Raw genomic sequence first — 16,947 nt, 5'->3', positions numbered from 1 at the left:
CAGCTCCTACTTCCGCGTATAGGTTGCGGTGATCCCGCCGAGATGCGTAGCTCCGCCACTCATGCGGATTCTGACGGTGGTGTGGGTTGTGTGGTTAAACGGGTGAGGCCCTAACACACACTGTGTGTTAGGGCCTCAAACCACATCATAAGTTTAGTCCGGCGGCGTCCTACTCTCCCACACCCTCACGAGTGCAGTACCATCGGCGCAGTGGGCCTTAGCTTCCGGGTTCGGTATGGGACCGGGCGTTTCCCCCACGCTATGACCGCCGTAACAGTCTCGAAGCACAAAAGTGTTACCGATACAACCTGCCCCACACACGCACACGCGTGTGTGTTTGAGGGGGTTGTTGTCTCGTAACCGTATAGTGAACGCGAACCATCAATGTCTAACGATCGTTAGTGTTGTGTGTTGTAAGTCATCGGCCTATTAGTACAGGTCAGCTACACAAGTCTTTAGTCCTTGCTTCCACATCCTGCCTATCAACCCAGTGGTCTAGCTGGGGGCCTCACACACTCAAGGTGCATGGAAATCTCATCTCGAAGCAGGCTTCCCGCTTAGATGCTTTCAGCGGTTATCCCTTCCAAACGTAGCTAATCAGCGGTGCACTTGGCAGTACAACTGACACACCAGAGGTTTGTCCGTCCCGGTCCTCTCGTACTAAGGACAGCCCTTCTCAAATTTCCAACGCGCGCAGCGGATAGGGACCGAACTGTCTCACGACGTTCTAAACCCAGCTCGCGTACCGCTTTAATGGGCGAACAGCCCAACCCTTGGGACCTACTCCAGCCCCAGGATGCGACGAGCCGACATCGAGGTGCCAAACCATGCCGTCGATATGGACTCTTGGGCAAGATCAGCCTGTTATCCCCGAGGTACCTTTTATCCGTTGAGCGACGGCCCTTCCACGAGGTGCCGCCGGATCACTAGTCCCGACTTTCGTCCCTGCTCGAGCTGTCACTCTCACAGTCAAGCTCCCTTGTGCACTTACACTCAACACCTGATTGCCAACCAGGCTGAGGGAACCTTTGGGCGCCTCCGTTACATTTTGGGAGGCAACCGCCCCAGTTAAACTACCCATCAGGCACTGTCCCTGAACCAGATCATGGTCCGAAGTTAGGTGACCGATACAGCCAGAGTGGTATTTCAACGATGACTCCACCCAAACTAGCGTCTGAGCTTCACAGTCTCCCACCTATCCTACACAAGCTGCACCGAACACCAATACCAAACTATAGTAAAGGTCTCGGGGTCTTTCCGTCCTGCTGCGCGTAACGAGCATCTTTACTCGTACTGCAATTTCGCCGAGTTCATGGTTGAGACAGCGGGGAAGTCGTTACTCCATTCGTGCAGGTCGGAACTTACCCGACAAGGAATTTCGCTACCTTAGGATGGTTATAGTTACCACCGCCGTTTACTGGGGCTTAAATTCTCCGCTTCGCGCCAAAGCACTAACGAGTCCTCTTAACCTTCCAGCACCGGGCAGGAGTCAGTCCGTATACATCGTCTTGCGACTTCGCACGGACCTGTGTTTTTAGTAAACAGTCGCTTCCCCCTGGTCTCTGCGGCCCACACCCGCTCAAGAGAGTAAATCTCCGTCACGAGGCAGGCCCCCCTTCTTCCGAAGTTACGGGGGCATTTTGCCGAGTTCCTTAACCATGATTCTCTCGATCGCCTTAGTATTCTCTACCTGATCACCTGTGTCGGTTTAGGGTACGGGCGGACTTGAACCTCGCGCCGATGCTTTTCTAGGCAGCATAGGATCACCGAATCACCCCACCAAAGGGGCGCCTATCAGGTCTCAGAAACATGAGCGGCGGATTTGCCTACCACTCTTCCTACACCCTTGGACCAGGTCAATTCCATTGCCTGGCTCGGCTACCTTCCTGCGTCACACCTGTTAATACGCTGACCTCACAACATCGGTTCCCAGCCCATCCACCACACCAGCACCTCGAAAGGCACTGAGCACGGTCTCAGAGGTGGTTAGCATCCGTCGCTACGGTATGGGCGGTTCTTCGCCGGTACGGGAATATCAACCCGTTGTCCATCGACTACGCCTGTCGGCCTCGCCTTAGGTCCCGACTAACCCAGGGCAGATTAGCTTGACCCTGGAACCCTTGATCATTCGGCGGACGGGTTTCTCACCCGTCATTCGCTACTCATGCCTGCATTCTCACTCGTATAGCGTCCACCGCTGGTTTACACCGCGACTTCACCCGCTATACGACGCTCCCCTACCCATCCAAACGCTCGATCGAAACCAAGCAAATATTTGAATGACGCAACTTCGGCGGTGTGCTTGAGCCCCGCTACATTATCGGCGCGGAATCACTTGACCAGTGAGCTATTACGCACTCTTTCAAGGGTGGCTGCTTCTAAGCCAACCTCCTGGTTGTCACAGCAACTCCACATCCTTTCCCACTTAGCACACGCTTAGGGGCCTTAGTTGGCGTTCTGGGCTGTTTCCCTCTCGACTATGAAGCTTATCCCCCACAGTCTCACTGCTACGCTCTCACTTACCGGCATTCGGAGTTTGGCTAAGGTCAGTAACCTTGTAGGGCCCATCGCCTATCCAGTAGCTCTACCTCCGGCAAGAAACACGTAACGCTGCACCTAAATGCATTTCGGGGAGAACCAGCTATCACGAAGTTTGATTGGCCTTTCACCCCTACCCACAGCTCATCCCCTCCATTTTCAACTGAAGTGGGTTCGGTCCTCCACACGCTCTTACACGCGCTTCAACCTGGCCATGGGTAGATCACTTCGCTTCGGGTCTAGACCGTGCCACTCAAACGCCCTATTCAGACTCGCTTTCGCTACGGCTACCCCACACGGGTTAACCTCGCGACACAGCACTAACTCGCAGGCTCATTCTTCAAAAGGCACGCCATCACAAAACAAGTTTGCTCTAACGGATTGTAAGCACACGGTTTCAGGTACTATTTCACTCCCCTCCCGGGGTACTTTTCACCATTCCCTCACGGTACTGATTCACTATCGGTCATCAGGTAGTATTCAGGCTTACCAGGTGGTCCTGGCAGATTCACACAAGGTTTCACGGGCCCCGTGCTACTCGGGCATCCACACAAGAACGGCAGCACGCATTACACCTACGGGACTATCACCCTCTATGGTCCGGCATTCCAACCGATTCACCTATACGCCTGCACCTCATCCCACCAGCGTAGATAGAACTGGTAACGTGCGGACCCCACAACACCGATGATGCAACGCCTATCCGCTATCACACACCAACCGGTTTAGCCCCATCCGCGTTCGCTCGCCACTACTAACGGAATCACTATTGTTTTCTCTTCCTGCGGGTACTGAGATGTTTCACTTCCCCGCGTTCCCTCCACACAGCCTATACATTCAGCTGCAGGTCACACCACATAACATGGTGCGGGGTTTCCCCATTCGGAAATCCTGGTCTCAACGTCCGGTTATCGACTCCACCAGGCTTATCGCAGATTCCCACGTCCTTCATCGGCTCCTGATGCCAAGGCATCCACCGTGCGCCCTTAAAAACTTCAACACAAATCAAAGTCCTCAAAAATGAGCAACAAAAACAATCAACAAAATCACAAAACAACCCACCAACAACACCATCAGGACAACAGTGCCATCAGCAACCCACCCACACAAAGGGGGCAGGAAAAAGGGTCATCTTATAAGATGCTCGCGTTCACTATACAGTTCCCAAACAACAACCCCACACCCACCGACCACACACCCACCAAGGGGTACGCGTCCAACAGACACAGGAAACACCGAAACACCAAACCCAAAGGCTTGTTGCTTCAAAACCCAACAGCATGCCAAACCACACCAGCACCACCGGCCAACACCACGATTCCAACCACACCAACACCACACCCCACCACAGTGGAGCGAAGCAACGGCACGGCGTACTACGCACGCATCAACCAACAGCACCAAGCACAGCCAACACCCCACACCACCCCACCAACGGGGCGCCACAGGATGCCGCGATTCATTGATATTCCACCCATGAGCAACCCGCCTGCCAACACTCGTGACAGAAACAGGCAACCATAATGGTTTAGCTCCTTAGAAAGGAGGTGATCCAGCCGCACCTTCCGGTACGGCTACCTTGTTACGACTTAGTCCCAATCGCCAGTCCCACCTTCGACGACTCCCCCCACACAAGGTGGTTAGGCCATCGGCTTCGGGTGTTACCAACTTTCGTGACTTGACGGGCGGTGTGTACAAGGCCCGGGAACGTATTCACCGCAGCGTTGCTGATCTGCGATTACTAGCGACTCCGACTTCATGGGGTCGAGTTGCAGACCCCAATCCGAACTGAGACCGGCTTTTAGGGATTAGCTCCACCTCACAGTATCGCAACCCATTGTACCGGCCATTGTAGCATGCGTGAAGCCCAAGACATAAGGGGCATGATGATTTGACGTCATCCCCACCTTCCTCCGAGTTGACCCCGGCAGTCTCCCATGAGTCCCCACCATTACGTGCTGGCAACATGGAACGAGGGTTGCGCTCGTTGCGGGACTTAACCCAACATCTCACGACACGAGCTGACGACAACCATGCACCACCTGTGAACCAGCCCCGAAGGGAAACCCCATCTCTGAGGCGGTCTGGCACATGTCAAGCCTTGGTAAGGTTCTTCGCGTTGCATCGAATTAATCCGCATGCTCCGCCGCTTGTGCGGGCCCCCGTCAATTCCTTTGAGTTTTAGCCTTGCGGCCGTACTCCCCAGGCGGGGCACTTAATGCGTTAGCTACGGCGCGGAAAACGTGGAATGTCCCCCACACCTAGTGCCCAACGTTTACGGCATGGACTACCAGGGTATCTAATCCTGTTCGCTCCCCATGCTTTCGCTCCTCAGCGTCAGTAAATGCCCAGAGACCTGCCTTCGCCATCGGTGTTCCTCCTGATATCTGCGCATTTCACCGCTACACCAGGAATTCCAGTCTCCCCTACATCACTCTAGTCTGCCCGTACCCACCGCAGATCCAAGGTTGAGCCTTGGACTTTCACGGCAGACGCGACAAACCGCCTACGAGCTCTTTACGCCCAATAAATCCGGATAACGCTTGCGCCCTACGTATTACCGCGGCTGCTGGCACGTAGTTAGCCGGCGCTTCTTCTGCAGGTACCGTCACTTTCGCTTCTTCCCTACTGAAAGAGGTTTACAACCCGAAGGCCGTCATCCCTCACGCGGCGTCGCTGCATCAGGCTTTCGCCCATTGTGCAATATTCCCCACTGCTGCCTCCCGTAGGAGTCTGGGCCGTGTCTCAGTCCCAGTGTGGCCGGTCACCCTCTCAGGCCGGCTACCCGTCGTCGCCTTGGTGAGCCATTACCTCACCAACAAGCTGATAGGCCGCGAGTCCATCCCTCACCGATAAATCTTTCAACCACCCACCATGCGGTGAACAGTCATATCCGGTATTAGACCCAGTTTCCCGGGCTTATCCCAGAGTCAGGGGCAGGTTACTCACGTGTTACTCACCCGTTCGCCACTAATCCCCAAGTGCAAGCACCTGGTTCATCGTTCGACTTGCATGTGTTAAGCACGCCGCCAGCGTTCATCCTGAGCCAGGATCAAACTCTCCATAAAAAAATAAAAAGCCGCTAGAACCCTTCGGAAAATAAAGGCGAACCAGCGTACATCCTGGCGAATAAAAAACACTCGGAACAACACACGGGGGTGCATCATTCCAAGCAAAATGTTATGTATTCACCAAATAAATAAACATTCGGTATCAACAAACTTGGCACACTATTGAGTTCTCAAACAACAAACACTTACCGGTTCCGCGACCACCGTTATCTTCGGTGGCGTTTCGTCCAGCGTTCTTCATTTATCTTATCCCGATTATTTCGTCGGTGTCAAATCGTTTCTTTGTGATCTGAACCGTATTTTCGGGTCCCATTCTTTCAATTCTTTTCCACAGTGACCTGTGTAAAAGCGTTGTTTTTCTGGGGTTTTGTTGCCTCTTTTTGTACCGGTTTTTTGTCCGGCCTGTTTGTGGCAACGAAGAAAAACTATACAGGGGTTTGGGAGGTCGTGCAAATCGGTGGGGTATTTTATGACCGTGATCGTCGTTACATGTCATCCAGTGATAGCCGAGGTAGGTATCGACCGTCTTCTGCCTCCCCATACAGCGCGGGGCGAGCTATCCAAGCGTTACCCGAGAACAACCGGACGCGCACCATGTCCACTGGAATTCGAGTTTCAACGTTGCTGCCTGGTCGCAGTTGAAGATCCGATGCCTAACGAGAGGCAGAGCTAGTTGTCCATTGAAAAGAGGGTGAACCAAATGCTGCCACTACCCGTTCAGTACTTGGCATGTCCCCGGTGCTGCGGTGACACGTCTCCATATATAGAACCTGCCCCCTGATGCCTGGCAACAGAGAGGGAGTTGGGCAGAGGCCGCAAGCCAGGCGGCGGGGGCGAAAGAGAATATGGGAGTGCCCAACAGCAGATACAAAAAGATCCTCCCTGAATCAGGGAGGATCTTGTAAATGTGACCCCAGCGGGATTCGAACCCGCGTTGCCGCCGTGAGAGGGCGGAGTACTAGGCCGCTATACGATGGGGCCGTATGCTGACTTACTCAGCTCGCTAACTTTCGTCAGCGAAGCGCTGGGATACCAGGACTCGAACCTAGAATGACGGAACCAGAAACCGTTGTGTTGCCAATTACACCATATCCCAAAGTGTCTAGATGCCTTCCGTTGAACTAAGGTTCATCGGCTGAACACCTCAGCACAGGAATTAACTATACAGAATTTTCGCCGAACTGCCACATCGAAAGACGCCCATGGATGCGTGATCTACGCCTCTCTTGGAGGAGCAGCCCGTAACTAGTTAAAGCAAAAAAGGGAACCTATCGGTTCCCTCTTTTGTGTTGAGTCGGGATAACAGGATTTGAACCTGCGACCTCGTCGTCCCGAACGACGCGCGCTACCAAACTGCGCCATATCCCGTGATCGGCCAACGTGAATACTCTACACCGAGTGCCTTCAGATCGCATAATCGAGAAGCCGTCGTCGCGACATTTCCGTACATCGTGCATTCACGGATCAGCCCTTGCCGGCACGATTATCGAGCTGAAAGATCTGGAATTGCCTTGCCCGGGTTGAGAATCCCCAGTGGGTCTAAGACTTCTTTAAGAGCATGCTGTAGCGAGATAACATCCGGCTCTTGCTCCCACTCAAGCCATGGTAATTTCACCGATCCAACACCGTGCTCGCCGGTGATCGTTCCACCAAGTCTCAGCGCTTCCCGTACCGATTCTTCTAGTGCAGCATTCAGCCTGGATAACCCTGCCTGCCCGGTGCTGGGATCAACGAAGAATGTCGGATGGAAGTTACCATCGCCGGCATGGGCGATAAGCCGTAGGTTCACTTCATTTCGGAGCGCAATGCTGTTGAGCTGGCGCACAAACCTGAGCATCTCTCCCTTAGGAACGGCCACGTCCTCGCCCATCCGATAAGCATCGTCCTGGGTGTCACCACGACTGGTTCGCCGCATCTCAATCAAAGTTGTGGCGAACTCATCCTCTGCCACGGACAGACGCAACGCAACCGCCCCAAGCACCTGACGAATCGCTTGTTCTTCGGCCTCTGCACCGTAGCCATCGAGACGAATCAAGAGGAGCGCACCGCCCTCACGCGAGACACTTGTTCCATAAGACTGATCCAGAACTCTCATCGTCGCTCCGTCTACAAGTTCAAGAATTGCTGGTTGAACGCGTGCTTGGGCAATATGCTGGAGGCCACGTACTGCAGTCTCGACTGAGTCGAACACACAGAAAAGGTCTCGCTGTTGGACCGGTAGGTATCGGAGTCTGACGGTAGCCCCGACCACGACGCCTAATGTGCCTTCTGACCCCGTAAACAAACCCACGAGATCATATCCGGCAACGCCCTTAAAGCTTTTGCGCCCCACATGGATAAGCCGACCATCGCTGAGTACTACATCTAGGGCAAGCACTGATTCGCGAGTGACGCCGTACTTAGCGCATCTCAGTCCACCAGCATTGGTGGCGATATTCCCACCTATCGTCGAGATCCGGTAGCTTGCAGGATCGGGTGCATACATAAGCCCGAATTCTTCAACCGCTGCATTTAGGTCATGGTTGATAACTCCTGGCTCGACGGTCGCCGTTTCGTTCTCCGGGCTGACATTCAGGATTCGATTCATTCTGCTCAGGTTGAGAACCACGGCCGGCCCGAGCACATGTACCCCACCCGAAACGCCAGATCCCGCGCCACGCGTAATAATTGGGACGCGATACCGAGTAGCGGTCCGCATAATTTCTTGTACATCCTCAACCGACTCCGGATACAAGACGGCACGTGGCGGTATGGCTTCTCCGATTAGCTGGCCAAGATCACGCGCATTCTCACGCAACGTCTGGAGATTGCTCTCGATGCGGTTTGCTGGAAGTGCACCTCGCAGGGTTTCTAGAAATTCAGCAAAACTGTCAGAGGCCATAGCCCTCATTACTCGCCTTCCGTCCTGTCCAAGCCTACTGACAGGTTATCTACATCAGTGCACTTCTCCACGACGATTACTCTTCAACTGCTCGAATGCGTATCGGTACCGCCCGGTAGCCAGATGGAAATGCCGTTTAGGCGAGTACAGCGGTAGGCAGAAGCGGTCAAAACATGACATGATCTGTGCGCGGATTCCTCTGCCGTCTGCTTCGAAGCGCAGCCATTGACCCTGGACCATTCTCAGCTGAAAGTTCCGTCTCGTCGTCCGTCCTGACTAAGTCCGCAAGAAGTCCATGGGTGAAAGAGACTGAGTACCAAAACAACAAGCCGGAATCGACGTCGTACTGACAGCATCCAAGAAGAGCGTGATGGCAACGATCGCCACGGTGGCAGGTTTTGCAAATAGCTTGTGGTGGTTCCTGATGCTTCAAATACGAGAATGAGGCACTAAGAGGTCGTTGTCGCTACATTGGCTAGTCCAGCCGTTGCAATCCCACGCGCGGGACAGTTCACAACCATGCGTGGCCAGCTCTTAGGTCTGCAGCATCCCGTTGGAGAAGGGTTATAGGCCTTCGGGCGCCGAGAGCTTGTGGTCATCGACCACTTCCAGCTCTCTTAGACTCGTTGTTGCGGCTTCCACCGCGATTTGAGCCACGCTACCAAGCGCTTTTAACTCACAATGACTCTGTTATGACTTCCACGAGACCGGCCCTCGCGTTCCAGTTGCCGGCGAAACTCAAAGTGATGCGCGCCAAACAAGCGGTATAGCCATCTTGGCAAGCTATCGTGCGATGCGCCCGAGCAACTTCCGGAACTACCGAACCTACTCGCCAGCGCTGCAATTGACATCGTGGGGTGCCTATCCCAAACGGCGACTGTATAGACACAGCGACGACTGCTTAATTTCTGGCTTGAACGCGGCCCATCATAACGATGCACATGGGCCGCTTCTCAGGCCGATAGTTTCTGACGGTAGCCGGCTATCGCCTGACCCGGCATCATGGCCATACAGATGAGCAAACGATGCCGACTGCTATTAGCCGTACTCTGCGGTGCTACCTGCTATGACGTGCGGAAACTGGTACTCGATAGAAACTAATTCCCTACACGTCCGGCTCACGCGCCCGCGCTGTTCTCAAGGCGTGTTATCGAATGGAAGTCGTCCGCGACCTCGGCCCCGCGCATGAGCGTGATGCCACGTTTGCAGTAAGTAAGTTCCCCGTAGAAGTGATCCAGGTCGAAGCAATCGTGGTTCGCTGGCGTCTAGTCCGCGGTTGACCCACCACGGGCGTCCACCCCAACCTCCGATGGTGCCGCCCCCGTGGGTAGTCGCGGGCACCTGTGTGGGTTGTGTGGTTAAACGGGTGAGGCCCTAACACACACTGTGTGTTAGGGCCTCAAACCACATCATAAGTTTAGTCCGGCGGCGTCCTACTCTCCCACACCCTCACGAGTGCAGTACCATCGGCGCAGTGGGCCTTAGCTTCCGGGTTCGGTATGGGACCGGGCGTTTCCCCCACGCTATGACCGCCGTAACAGTCTCGAAGCACAAAAGTGTTACCGATACAACCTGCCCCACACACGCACACGCGTGTGTGTTTGAGGGGGTTGTTGTCTCGTAACCGTATAGTGAACGCGAACCATCAATGTCTAACGATCGTTAGTGTTGTGTGTTGTAAGTCATCGGCCTATTAGTACAGGTCAGCTACACAAGTCTTTAGTCCTTGCTTCCACATCCTGCCTATCAACCCAGTGGTCTAGCTGGGGGCCTCACACACTCAAGGTGCATGGAAATCTCATCTCGAAGCAGGCTTCCCGCTTAGATGCTTTCAGCGGTTATCCCTTCCAAACGTAGCTAATCAGCGGTGCACTTGGCAGTACAACTGACACACCAGAGGTTTGTCCGTCCCGGTCCTCTCGTACTAAGGACAGCCCTTCTCAAATTTCCAACGCGCGCAGCGGATAGGGACCGAACTGTCTCACGACGTTCTAAACCCAGCTCGCGTACCGCTTTAATGGGCGAACAGCCCAACCCTTGGGACCTACTCCAGCCCCAGGATGCGACGAGCCGACATCGAGGTGCCAAACCATGCCGTCGATATGGACTCTTGGGCAAGATCAGCCTGTTATCCCCGAGGTACCTTTTATCCGTTGAGCGACGGCCCTTCCACGAGGTGCCGCCGGATCACTAGTCCCGACTTTCGTCCCTGCTCGAGCTGTCACTCTCACAGTCAAGCTCCCTTGTGCACTTACACTCAACACCTGATTGCCAACCAGGCTGAGGGAACCTTTGGGCGCCTCCGTTACATTTTGGGAGGCAACCGCCCCAGTTAAACTACCCATCAGGCACTGTCCCTGAACCAGATCATGGTCCGAAGTTAGGTGACCGATACAGCCAGAGTGGTATTTCAACGATGACTCCACCCAAACTAGCGTCTGAGCTTCACAGTCTCCCACCTATCCTACACAAGCTGCACCGAACACCAATACCAAACTATAGTAAAGGTCTCGGGGTCTTTCCGTCCTGCTGCGCGTAACGAGCATCTTTACTCGTACTGCAATTTCGCCGAGTTCATGGTTGAGACAGCGGGGAAGTCGTTACTCCATTCGTGCAGGTCGGAACTTACCCGACAAGGAATTTCGCTACCTTAGGATGGTTATAGTTACCACCGCCGTTTACTGGGGCTTAAATTCTCCGCTTCGCGCCAAAGCACTAACGAGTCCTCTTAACCTTCCAGCACCGGGCAGGAGTCAGTCCGTATACATCGTCTTGCGACTTCGCACGGACCTGTGTTTTTAGTAAACAGTCGCTTCCCCCTGGTCTCTGCGGCCCACACCCGCTCAAGAGAGTAAATCTCCGTCACGAGGCAGGCCCCCCTTCTTCCGAAGTTACGGGGGCATTTTGCCGAGTTCCTTAACCATGATTCTCTCGATCGCCTTAGTATTCTCTACCTGATCACCTGTGTCGGTTTAGGGTACGGGCGGACTTGAACCTCGCGCCGATGCTTTTCTAGGCAGCATAGGATCACCGAATCACCCCACCAAAGGGGCGCCTATCAGGTCTCAGAAACATGAGCGGCGGATTTGCCTACCACTCTTCCTACACCCTTGGACCAGGTCAATTCCATTGCCTGGCTCGGCTACCTTCCTGCGTCACACCTGTTAATACGCTGACCTCACAACATCGGTTCCCAGCCCATCCACCACACCAGCACCTCGAAAGGCACTGAGCACGGTCTCAGAGGTGGTTAGCATCCGTCGCTACGGTATGGGCGGTTCTTCGCCGGTACGGGAATATCAACCCGTTGTCCATCGACTACGCCTGTCGGCCTCGCCTTAGGTCCCGACTAACCCAGGGCAGATTAGCTTGACCCTGGAACCCTTGATCATTCGGCGGACGGGTTTCTCACCCGTCATTCGCTACTCATGCCTGCATTCTCACTCGTATAGCGTCCACCGCTGGTTTACACCGCGACTTCACCCGCTATACGACGCTCCCCTACCCATCCAAACGCTCGATCGAAACCAAGCAAATATTTGAATGACGCAACTTCGGCGGTGTGCTTGAGCCCCGCTACATTATCGGCGCGGAATCACTTGACCAGTGAGCTATTACGCACTCTTTCAAGGGTGGCTGCTTCTAAGCCAACCTCCTGGTTGTCACAGCAACTCCACATCCTTTCCCACTTAGCACACGCTTAGGGGCCTTAGTTGGCGTTCTGGGCTGTTTCCCTCTCGACTATGAAGCTTATCCCCCACAGTCTCACTGCTACGCTCTCACTTACCGGCATTCGGAGTTTGGCTAAGGTCAGTAACCTTGTAGGGCCCATCGCCTATCCAGTAGCTCTACCTCCGGCAAGAAACACGTAACGCTGCACCTAAATGCATTTCGGGGAGAACCAGCTATCACGAAGTTTGATTGGCCTTTCACCCCTACCCACAGCTCATCCCCTCCATTTTCAACTGAAGTGGGTTCGGTCCTCCACACGCTCTTACACGCGCTTCAACCTGGCCATGGGTAGATCACTTCGCTTCGGGTCTAGACCGTGCCACTCAAACGCCCTATTCAGACTCGCTTTCGCTACGGCTACCCCACACGGGTTAACCTCGCGACACAGCACTAACTCGCAGGCTCATTCTTCAAAAGGCACGCCATCACAAAACAAGTTTGCTCTAACGGATTGTAAGCACACGGTTTCAGGTACTATTTCACTCCCCTCCCGGGGTACTTTTCACCATTCCCTCACGGTACTGATTCACTATCGGTCATCAGGTAGTATTCAGGCTTACCAGGTGGTCCTGGCAGATTCACACAAGGTTTCACGGGCCCCGTGCTACTCGGGCATCCACACAAGAACGGCAGCACGCATTACACCTACGGGACTATCACCCTCTATGGTCCGGCATTCCAACCGATTCACCTATACGCCTGCACCTCATCCCACCAGCGTAGATAGAACTGGTAACGTGCGGACCCCACAACACCGATGATGCAACGCCTATCCGCTATCACACACCAACCGGTTTAGCCCCATCCGCGTTCGCTCGCCACTACTAACGGAATCACTATTGTTTTCTCTTCCTGCGGGTACTGAGATGTTTCACTTCCCCGCGTTCCCTCCACACAGCCTATACATTCAGCTGCAGGTCACACCACATAACATGGTGCGGGGTTTCCCCATTCGGAAATCCTGGTCTCAACGTCCGGTTATCGACTCCACCAGGCTTATCGCAGATTCCCACGTCCTTCATCGGCTCCTGATGCCAAGGCATCCACCGTGCGCCCTTAAAAACTTCAACACAAATCAAAGTCCTCAAAAATGAGCAACAAAAACAATCAACAAAATCACAAAACAACCCACCAACAACACCATCAGGACAACAGTGCCATCAGCAACCCACCCACACAAAGGGGGCAGGAAAAAGGGTCATCTTATAAGATGCTCGCGTTCACTATACAGTTCCCAAACAACAACCCCACACCCACCGACCACACACCCACCAAGGGGTACGCGTCCAACAGACACAGGAAACACCGAAACACCAAACCCAAAGGCTTGTTGCTTCAAAACCCAACAGCATGCCAAACCACACCAGCACCACCGGCCAACACCACGATTCCAACCACACCAACACCACACCCCACCACAGTGGAGCGAAGCAACGGCACGGCGTACTACGCACGCATCAACCAACAGCACCAAGCACAGCCAACACCCCACACCACCCCACCAACGGGGCGCCACAGGATGCCGCGATTCATTGATATTCCACCCATGAGCAACCCGCCTGCCAACACTCGTGACAGAAACAGGCAACCATAATGGTTTAGCTCCTTAGAAAGGAGGTGATCCAGCCGCACCTTCCGGTACGGCTACCTTGTTACGACTTAGTCCCAATCGCCAGTCCCACCTTCGACGACTCCCCCCACACAAGGTGGTTAGGCCATCGGCTTCGGGTGTTACCAACTTTCGTGACTTGACGGGCGGTGTGTACAAGGCCCGGGAACGTATTCACCGCAGCGTTGCTGATCTGCGATTACTAGCGACTCCGACTTCATGGGGTCGAGTTGCAGACCCCAATCCGAACTGAGACCGGCTTTTAGGGATTAGCTCCACCTCACAGTATCGCAACCCATTGTACCGGCCATTGTAGCATGCGTGAAGCCCAAGACATAAGGGGCATGATGATTTGACGTCATCCCCACCTTCCTCCGAGTTGACCCCGGCAGTCTCCCATGAGTCCCCACCATTACGTGCTGGCAACATGGAACGAGGGTTGCGCTCGTTGCGGGACTTAACCCAACATCTCACGACACGAGCTGACGACAACCATGCACCACCTGTGAACCAGCCCCGAAGGGAAACCCCATCTCTGAGGCGGTCTGGCACATGTCAAGCCTTGGTAAGGTTCTTCGCGTTGCATCGAATTAATCCGCATGCTCCGCCGCTTGTGCGGGCCCCCGTCAATTCCTTTGAGTTTTAGCCTTGCGGCCGTACTCCCCAGGCGGGGCACTTAATGCGTTAGCTACGGCGCGGAAAACGTGGAATGTCCCCCACACCTAGTGCCCAACGTTTACGGCATGGACTACCAGGGTATCTAATCCTGTTCGCTCCCCATGCTTTCGCTCCTCAGCGTCAGTAAATGCCCAGAGACCTGCCTTCGCCATCGGTGTTCCTCCTGATATCTGCGCATTTCACCGCTACACCAGGAATTCCAGTCTCCCCTACATCACTCTAGTCTGCCCGTACCCACCGCAGATCCAAGGTTGAGCCTTGGACTTTCACGGCAGACGCGACAAACCGCCTACGAGCTCTTTACGCCCAATAAATCCGGATAACGCTTGCGCCCTACGTATTACCGCGGCTGCTGGCACGTAGTTAGCCGGCGCTTCTTCTGCAGGTACCGTCACTTTCGCTTCTTCCCTACTGAAAGAGGTTTACAACCCGAAGGCCGTCATCCCTCACGCGGCGTCGCTGCATCAGGCTTTCGCCCATTGTGCAATATTCCCCACTGCTGCCTCCCGTAGGAGTCTGGGCCGTGTCTCAGTCCCAGTGTGGCCGGTCACCCTCTCAGGCCGGCTACCCGTCGTCGCCTTGGTGAGCCATTACCTCACCAACAAGCTGATAGGCCGCGAGTCCATCCCTCACCGATAAATCTTTCAACCACCCACCATGCGGTGAACAGTCATATCCGGTATTAGACCCAGTTTCCCGGGCTTATCCCAGAGTCAGGGGCAGGTTACTCACGTGTTACTCACCCGTTCGCCACTAATCCCCAAGTGCAAGCACCTGGTTCATCGTTCGACTTGCATGTGTTAAGCACGCCGCCAGCGTTCATCCTGAGCCAGGATCAAACTCTCCATAAAAAAATAAAAAGCCGCTAGAACCCTTCGGAAAATAAAGGCGAACCAGCGTACATCCTGGCGAATAAAAAACACTCGGAACAACACACGGGGGTGCATCATTCCAAGCAAAATGTTATGTATTCACCAAATAAATAAACATTCGGTATCAACAAACTTGGCACACTATTGAGTTCTCAAACAACAAACACTCTCGACACCACACCCACCCACTATCACGGGTGACTGCTTCGCTTCGGAGCAACTTTCTTAGCCTACCACCACCCCGAGTCGGACGCAAATCCGAACCGGTGAGCAGTTCCTGACTGGAAGCTCATCAACCGGTGAACACCTCGTGAAATCCGTGGTGGCCGTTCCGGCGACAGAGAAAAACTATACACGGATTCCAGAGCAACGCAAAATCGGGCAGGCTCGCCGAGCGACCCCCAGAAATCCCCGAAAACATCAGGGTTTTCCCAATCTGCCACGTATCAGCGGGACCGTGGCCCCCAAAAACAACTGATGTGAAGCGGGACACAAACAGCAAGCTCCCCGCCCGATGGATCGGACGAGGAGCTTGTGCGGTTATCAGCTGGACGTGCCGGATTCGGCTCGCAGCCGCGAAACCTCATAGAGAGTGATGCCCACGGCCATCGATGCATTCAGTGATTCCATCGCGGAATCGATTGGGATCGACACGATCGCATCGCAGTTCTCGCGAACCAAACGGGAAAGTCCCTTGCCTTCCGAACCAACCACAATGCACAGCGGACCGGTAGCCAATTCGAAATTCGGCAATTGCATATCCCCGCCGGCATCCAATCCAACGACGAATACGCCTGCAGCCTTAATTTCCTTCAAGGCGCTCGTAAGGTTGCCGGCCTTGGCAACTGGAACGCGAACGGCGGCACCGGCGCTAGTCTTCCACGCCGAAGCCGTCATACCGACGCTTCGACGTTCCGGAATGATCACGGCATCTGCGCCAAAGGCGGAAGCCGAGCGGACGATCGCGCCGAGGTTACGCGGATCGGTAATTCCATCTAGGGCTAGAAGCAGTGGCTGCGTGCGCCGGTAGCCCTTGTCGTAGTCCTTAACCGTTTTCAGCGCCAGTCGCACTGCGTCTTGGTACTCATAGGGAGGGATCTGTAGCGCCAAACCTTGGTGGATCGCGTCATCGGTCATGCGGTCCAGCTCTGGTCGGCTAGCTTCCATCAATGGAATGCCCTGCTCGGCGGCAAGCTTGAGGGCTTCGCGCACGCGGTCGTCCACGTCGATTCGAATTGCCACATGCAGGGCCTTTGCAGGCACCCCAGCCCGTAGTGCCTCAAGAACCGAGTTGCGCCCGGTAACCATTTCGGCATTGACCTTCGGTCGATCGCTACGACGATTGCCGGAGTGCTTCGCGGCCGAACGTTCGGCCAGCTGCTTGGCGCGGTAGGCCTTGTGGTACGGGCGGTCTTCAGCCTTAGGCGTAGGTCCGCGGCCTTCCAGCGAGGCGCGGCCCTTGCCGCCACTACCCTTGGTCGGGCCCTTCTTAGTTTTCCGTACGGCTCCGGGCCGTCCCTTGGAAGTGCTCATGAGTTCATTGTCCTTTGGTCTGAGTTTAGGTTC

Annotated in this window: 2 protein-coding genes, 3 tRNA genes and 6 rRNA genes; all 11 read right to left on the bottom strand. The window is 54.6% G+C overall.

The features are described 5' to 3' along the window. Positions 1–156: 156 nt before the first annotated feature. The 11 genes from rrf (ACJD00_RS02595) to rlmB all read right to left on the bottom strand — a co-directional run bounded on the left by rrf (ACJD00_RS02595) (position 157) and on the right by rlmB (position 16,914). A 5S ribosomal RNA gene (gene rrf, locus ACJD00_RS02595) occupies positions 157–273 on the bottom strand. Between the two features lie 135 nt (positions 274–408). Further along, positions 409–3,538 (bottom strand): 23S ribosomal RNA (locus tag ACJD00_RS02590). Between the two features lie 540 nt (positions 3,539–4,078). Continuing rightward, positions 4,079–5,606, bottom strand: a 16S ribosomal RNA gene (locus tag ACJD00_RS02585). Together the 16S, 23S and 5S rRNA genes form the textbook arrangement of a ribosomal RNA operon. Before the next feature lie 911 nt (positions 5,607–6,517). Further along, a tRNA-Glu gene (locus tag ACJD00_RS02580) sits at positions 6,518–6,590 on the bottom strand. 43 nt (positions 6,591–6,633) lie between these two features. Further along, positions 6,634–6,705 (bottom strand) — tRNA-Gln (locus ACJD00_RS02575). Positions 6,706–6,903: 198 nt separating this feature from the next. Beyond that, positions 6,904–6,977 (bottom strand) — tRNA-Pro (locus ACJD00_RS02570). A gap of 115 nt (positions 6,978–7,092) precedes the next feature. After that, a complete protein-coding gene (locus ACJD00_RS02565; RefSeq protein WP_418908355.1) occupies positions 7,093–8,490 on the bottom strand; it encodes an FAD-binding oxidoreductase in 1,398 nt (465 codons plus the stop codon). A 1,420-nt stretch (positions 8,491–9,910) separates the two neighbouring features. Further along, positions 9,911–10,027: ribosomal RNA gene (rrf, locus tag ACJD00_RS02560) — 5S ribosomal RNA — on the bottom strand. 135 nt (positions 10,028–10,162) lie between these two features. Continuing rightward, a 23S ribosomal RNA gene (locus ACJD00_RS02555) occupies positions 10,163–13,292 on the bottom strand. Between the two features lie 540 nt (positions 13,293–13,832). After that, a 16S ribosomal RNA gene (locus ACJD00_RS02550) occupies positions 13,833–15,360 on the bottom strand. A 564-nt stretch (positions 15,361–15,924) separates the two neighbouring features. Beyond that, positions 15,925–16,914 (bottom strand): 23S rRNA (guanosine(2251)-2'-O)-methyltransferase RlmB, encoded by a 990-nt coding sequence (rlmB, locus tag ACJD00_RS02545; RefSeq protein ID WP_418908354.1) that lies wholly within the window; start codon positions 16,912–16,914, stop codon positions 15,925–15,927. Positions 16,915–16,947: the final 33 nt, after the last annotated feature.

It is taken from the genome of Glutamicibacter endophyticus (assembly GCF_048457885.1).
GTDB classification, from domain to species: domain Bacteria; phylum Actinomycetota; class Actinomycetes; order Actinomycetales; family Micrococcaceae; genus Glutamicibacter; species Glutamicibacter endophyticus.
The sequence above is the reverse complement of the archived record's forward strand: the minus strand, read 5'-3'. Positions and strand labels throughout refer to the sequence as shown.

Coding starts and splice junctions, on each gene's coding strand:
- ACJD00_RS02565 (WP_418908355.1), bottom strand. CDS start 8,490: ATGGCCTCTGACAGTTTTGCTGAATTTCTAGAAACCCTGCGAGGTGCA.
- rlmB (WP_418908354.1), bottom strand. CDS start 16,914: ATGAGCACTTCCAAGGGACGGCCCGGAGCCGTACGGAAAACTAAGAAG.